Raw genomic sequence first — 4,773 nt, 5'->3', positions numbered from 1 at the left:
ATCTCGGGCTCGCAGTCTCTTTGCCGACCGGCTCGATCGACGAGGAGGGCCAGGTTCTCGCACCGACCGGGGCGCAGCCGACGCTGCGCCTTCCTTATCCGATGCAGCTCGGCTCCGGCACTTATGATTTCAAACCATCGCTCACCGCACGCATGCGCCAGGGTCAGTGGAGCTATGGCGCGCAGATTTCAGGCGTTGTCCGGCTCGACGAGAATGATGAAGGCTACTCGCTTGGCGACATCGGCGAGGCGACGGGCTGGATCGCTTACGAGCCACAGCCCTGGATATCGCTATCCGGGCGTCTGAAAGCGCAGACGGTTGGCCAGATTGAAGGTATCGATCCGAACATCATGGCGCCGGTCCAGACCGCCGACCCTGACAATCAGGGCGGAGAAACGCTGGAGGCTCTGATCGGCGTGAACCTCGCGGGCCAGCAGGGCGCTATCGCCGGCCACCGTCTCGCCTTCGAGCTTGGCCTGCCGGTCTACCGCGACCTCAACGGCCCGCAGCTTGAGACCGACATGACGTTCACGGTCGGCTGGCAAAAAGCCTTCTAGGCTGACAAGACTGGAGAGGCGGCGTGCGATGGTGCGCCGCCTTTTTCAGAATATCTTTTTCCAGAACCGGGCCTTCTTCGCCCGCCTGCGCCGGACTTTTTCAATCAGGTCGGTTCGCACCCGGATCATTGCCGCAGCAACATGAATTTCCCACAGGAAGCTCCCCGTCGCTGCGATCAGCGCGGCCATGGCGAGGATGAACAGCATCGCGACGAAGAATGAGACTTCGACGTTGAACAACTGGCCAGTGAACAGCGTCATGATGACGAGGCAGACGAACAGGAGCGCCGCCGTCGAGAGAACGATGGCGCGGTTGATCCAGGAAATCCGCCGGTCGAGCAGCCAGAGCTCTGCGCGCCAGCGTGGATGAGCTTCCATAGCGCCCTCCGCCGACAGCTCGATCTCCAGCGCGCGGGACCGGTCCACGACGCGGCCGAGACGATTGGTCAGCACGGTCAGAAGGGCGCCGATGCCGGCAATCAGAAAGACGGGCGCGACGGCCAGTTCGATACTGTGGGCGATGTCTTGGGGGAGGTCTTCCATGGGCTTGGCATCCTGCCCGCGGGCCGCGAAGTCAAGCACTTCACCGGGACGCGCTAACTCATGGCCGAAGTTTAAGCGTTTGACTTATCACCGGCGCAGGTAGACGGTACGGCCATCTTCAGGGCGTCTGACCCTGGTGCTCGTGTCGGCCCGAATTTCTCAGCGGACTCGCCTTCAGGCAGTTTCGCTTTCGAAAGCCCTCTACAATGTTTTTCAGTGTTCGTGTTTTCCTGCTGGTCGCAGGGGCTGGTCTTGTCATTTCAACCATCGGTGCAGGCAGCGCTTCTGCGCGCCAGCTGGAAGAGGTGGCTCAAACCATTGTCGATATTCCAGCCAATGCCGAGCCCCAGAGGTATGGCAAGCAATGGCGCTGCAAGCCCGGCTTTCGCGAAGTCGAGCCTGGCGCGTGTAGCGAAGTGGTCCTGCCCGCCAATGCCTATCCGAACGGGCGCAATTTCGGGCAGGGATGGAGTTGCAAGCGGGGCTATACCGAGCGCGCTGGCGCCTGCGCCGCGATACCCGTCCCGGAAAATGGCTTCCTGAATTCCTCAGGCCACAGCTGGGAATGCGAACGCGGATATCGCGCGCAGCTTGACCAGTGCGAGAAGATCGACGTGCCGGAAAATGCCTATCTGCTTGATGCGAAATATGGCGCCGGATGGGCGTGCGAGCGCGGCTTCACGGCAACCCGCTCGCGCTGCAATAAAGTCAACGTGCCGGAGAATGGCTTTCTCTCCCCGTCAATCTACGGGCAGGCCTGGTCATGTGAGCGCGGCTATTCTGCGGTTGGCAACGCGTGCGAAAAAGTGATCGTGCCGGAGAATGCGCACATTGATTTTGGCGGCGATCACTGGGCCTGCGACCGGCCCTATGAGAAAATCGGCAATCGGTGCGAACTGCCCGCGGACCTGCGGCCATAACCTGGCTCAGCCCGCGCCGGGATTTCTATTCCGGTTCGGCGAAGCCCCAGCCATCGGGCTTGTAGCCGCGCGCGAGCGCCATCTTGGTGGTGCGCTCTTCGTGTAGCCAGATGTCCTGCGGGGTGAAGGGGATCGGCCCGATCGAACAGGCGACGCCTTCGCCTTCTGTCTCCTCAGTCACCTCATAGCCGAACGCGCCAAGCGCCTTCTCGAACGCCTCGCGGCGCGCCTCTTCGCCCTTGATCGGCACGAAGAAAAGATCGAGCAGGATGTCGCTATGCGGTTTGACGCCCTGGCTGTCGCGCAGCTGCTCGCACGTCCAGACCGTTTCGGCCTGTTGCTCTGTGAAATTCCAGTCGGCTTCGTCCATGCTGCATGCCTTAGCGCCCGGCCGTGCCGGTGTCGATCCGGCCTCGCGGCATGTCGCAGAAAATTTACAGGGAATCCTGTGCCTTCTGCATTGACGAAAGCGCTTTGCGCAGGGCTAATGGACCTCGCGATGAATCGCTGGATGGTCCTGTCAGTTCTACTGTTTTTTGCCGGTCTCTGGGTTGGAATTCCCCACCTCGGACTGGTGGTCGATACTGCGTCCCTGCACCTCTTTGCCGGCCTGGGGCTCGCTGCCTTCGCGCTCGGTTATATGCCGGCGCAGAACCTCATCGAGACCGGAGACCCTGTCCGCCTCTGGCGCCGCTTTGCCGCCTTTACGATCGATCTTCTGGGATTGTTCATGGTGCTCAACCCGTTGCTGGGCGGCCTTAACATACTGGGCGGCATCATTATCGGCGTCAGCATCGTCTTTTGCTATTTCTGGCTGCATGGCCGGTTCGGGCGCGCGACGCTCGGCCAGTATGTGATGGGATATCATGTCGCCCCGATGTCCGGCGCAAATGGCGAACCGGAATTTGCCCACCGCACGCTTTCGAGCTTCGTTGCGACCTGCCTCTGGCCCGTCACCTTCATCGCCGCCTCACAGGACGACGCCACGCCCGGCACCTATCACTGGGACCGGGAATCGAACACGCAGGCGGTCAGGGTCATGGCCCTGAAAGGATAGGGCGCAACCGCCCGCCCATACTCGCGTTACTGTCTCATGGACACCACGCGGATCCTCGTTCCAGGCGAAACCTGCCAGCGCATCGAGACGGCCGATCAGATGCGCATCATCGTCGATGGAAAGAATTATTTCCGGGCGGTGAAGCAGGCCATGCTGACTGCGCAGAAGACCATCATGATGCTCGGTTGGGATTTCGATACGCGGATCGCCTTCGAGCCCGGTGAACAGACCCTGGAAGGGCCAAATCAGCTCGGCGAATTCCTGTCCTGGCTATCGACAGAGCGAGACGATCTTCAGCTCTACATGTTGAAATGGAATGTCGGTGCGATGCAGTCGATGATGCGCGGCATGAGGCCTATCGCGCTTACGAAGATAACGTTTCAGGACAACTTCCATTTCCACCTCGACTCCAGCCACCCTGTCGGCGCTGCGCATCATTCCAAGATCATCGTGATCGATGACCAGATCGCGTTCTGCGGCGGCATCGACATGACGGCCGGGCGCTGGGACACGTGCGAGCATCTCGACGATCAACCCTGCAGGGCGCTGCCGGGTGAAGATGAAAGCCCGAAGCCATGGCATGACGCGACGGTCGCCACCTCAGGGCCGATCGCTGGCGCGCTGGGGGATCTGGTGCGTGAACGCTGGCTCCGCGCGACGGGGGAAGAGCTTGAGCCCCCGCATTGCGAGAGCGGCCCTGCATGGCCGGAGCTCGAGACAACGTTCGAGCAGGTGCCTGTGGCTATGGCCCGCACCTATCCCGACTATGAAGACTATGACGAGGTCCGCGAGATCGAGGCGCTCTATCTGCGGGCGATCAAGACGGTTCGCAACACCCTCTACATCGAGACCCAGTACCTTGCCTCGGCCACATTGACGCGCGCTCTTGGCGAGCGCCTGCAGGAAGAGGACGGGCCTGAAATCATAATTGTCCTGCCGCGGAATGCCGAAGGATGGCTTCGCCAGAAAGCCATGGATGGCGCACGGTGCCGTATGCTTGAGCATCTCTGGCACAATGATCCACATGGCCGCGTTCTGGCTTGTTTCCCGGTCAACAGGACCGAAGCGCCCATCTATGTCCACGCCAAGATCACGATTGTTGATGATAGCCTGATCCGGGTCGGCTCATCCAATCTCAATAACCGCTCCATGGGTTTTGATACAGAATGCGACCTCGCAGTAGAGGCCAGCCAGTGCGATGCCCCGGACACGGTGCGTTCGACCATTTCTGGCATACGGAATAAGCTCGTCAGCGAACATCTGGGGGTCAGCCGTGAAAAGCTAGACGATGCTGTTGCCGAGAATGATGGCAGTCTCGTCGGCGCTATCCGTGACCTGATGGGGCCCGGCCGCTCGTTGCAGTGTTTTGACCGAAGCGACGTCGAAAGCGAGACCAGCCCGCTCGCCGAGAACGAATTCGCCGATCCTGAAGCCGTCGGCAACAGTCTCGCCGAACGCCTCATACACGGTGTGCGGGATCTAGTTGGTAATCTCGGCGGCTAATTCCCGCCTTCAACCAGCCGCCGTGCGATCACCATGGCCTGCACTTCGCCAGCGCCCTCAAAGATGTTGAGAATACGCGCATCCTGAAGCACTCGGCTGACGGGGTATTCCAGTGCGAAACCATTGCCACCATGGATCTGGACGGCATTGTCAGCCGCCGCCCAGGCGACACGCGCGCCGAGCAGTTTCGCCA

General features: G+C 60.9%; 6 protein-coding genes and 1 pseudogene. 4 read left to right on the top strand and 3 right to left on the bottom strand.

Annotated elements, in window-relative coordinates; translation table 11 throughout:
* Positions 1-557: pseudogene (locus tag WA989_RS18260) on the top strand (transporter); the annotation flags it as partial.
* A 45-nt stretch (positions 558-602) separates the two neighbouring features.
* Here the strand turns inward: WA989_RS18260 and WA989_RS18255 are convergent.
* Positions 603-1,100, bottom strand: coding sequence for a DUF2721 domain-containing protein (locus WA989_RS18255; protein WP_424341897.1), 498 nt, complete (start codon positions 1,098-1,100; stop codon positions 603-605).
* Between the two features lie 206 nt (positions 1,101-1,306).
* On the opposite strand from WA989_RS18255, the gene WA989_RS18250 reads away from it, so the two are divergent.
* On the top strand, positions 1,307-2,020 hold the full coding sequence (locus WA989_RS18250) for a hypothetical protein (protein ID WP_424341896.1): 714 nt from the start codon (positions 1,307-1,309) through the stop codon (positions 2,018-2,020).
* A 25-nt stretch (positions 2,021-2,045) separates the two neighbouring features.
* Here WA989_RS18250 and WA989_RS18245 read toward each other — a convergent pair whose 3' ends face one another.
* Entirely contained in the window at positions 2,046-2,390 is a 345-nt protein-coding gene (locus WA989_RS18245; RefSeq protein WP_424341895.1) for a hypothetical protein, read from the bottom strand.
* A gap of 129 nt (positions 2,391-2,519) precedes the next feature.
* Here WA989_RS18245 and WA989_RS18240 point away from each other — a divergent pair, with 129 nt between their 5' ends.
* Together WA989_RS18240 and WA989_RS18235 are read left to right on the top strand one after the other, a co-directional pair.
* The gene (locus WA989_RS18240) at positions 2,520-3,077 is read left to right on the top strand and encodes a hypothetical protein (protein ID WP_424341894.1); all 558 of its coding nucleotides are present in this window, start codon (positions 2,520-2,522) and stop codon (positions 3,075-3,077) included.
* Positions 3,078-3,113: 36 nt separating this feature from the next.
* The gene (locus WA989_RS18235) at positions 3,114-4,580 is read left to right on the top strand and encodes a phospholipase D-like domain-containing protein (protein ID WP_424341893.1); all 1,467 of its coding nucleotides are present in this window, start codon (positions 3,114-3,116) and stop codon (positions 4,578-4,580) included.
* Here the strand turns inward: WA989_RS18235 and WA989_RS18230 are convergent.
* Positions 4,577-4,773 (bottom strand): acyl-CoA dehydrogenase family protein (locus WA989_RS18230; RefSeq protein ID WP_424341892.1); only part of this gene is annotated, 197 nt, incomplete at its 5' end. The two genes, WA989_RS18235 and WA989_RS18230, sit on opposite strands and share 4 nt — an antisense overlap.

The sequence above is a fragment of the Henriciella sp. genome (assembly GCF_049649345.1).
Lineage (GTDB): Bacteria > Pseudomonadota > Alphaproteobacteria > Caulobacterales > Hyphomonadaceae > Henriciella.
Note: the sequence above shows the minus strand (reverse complement) of the source record. Positions and strands in the feature narration are given on the sequence as shown.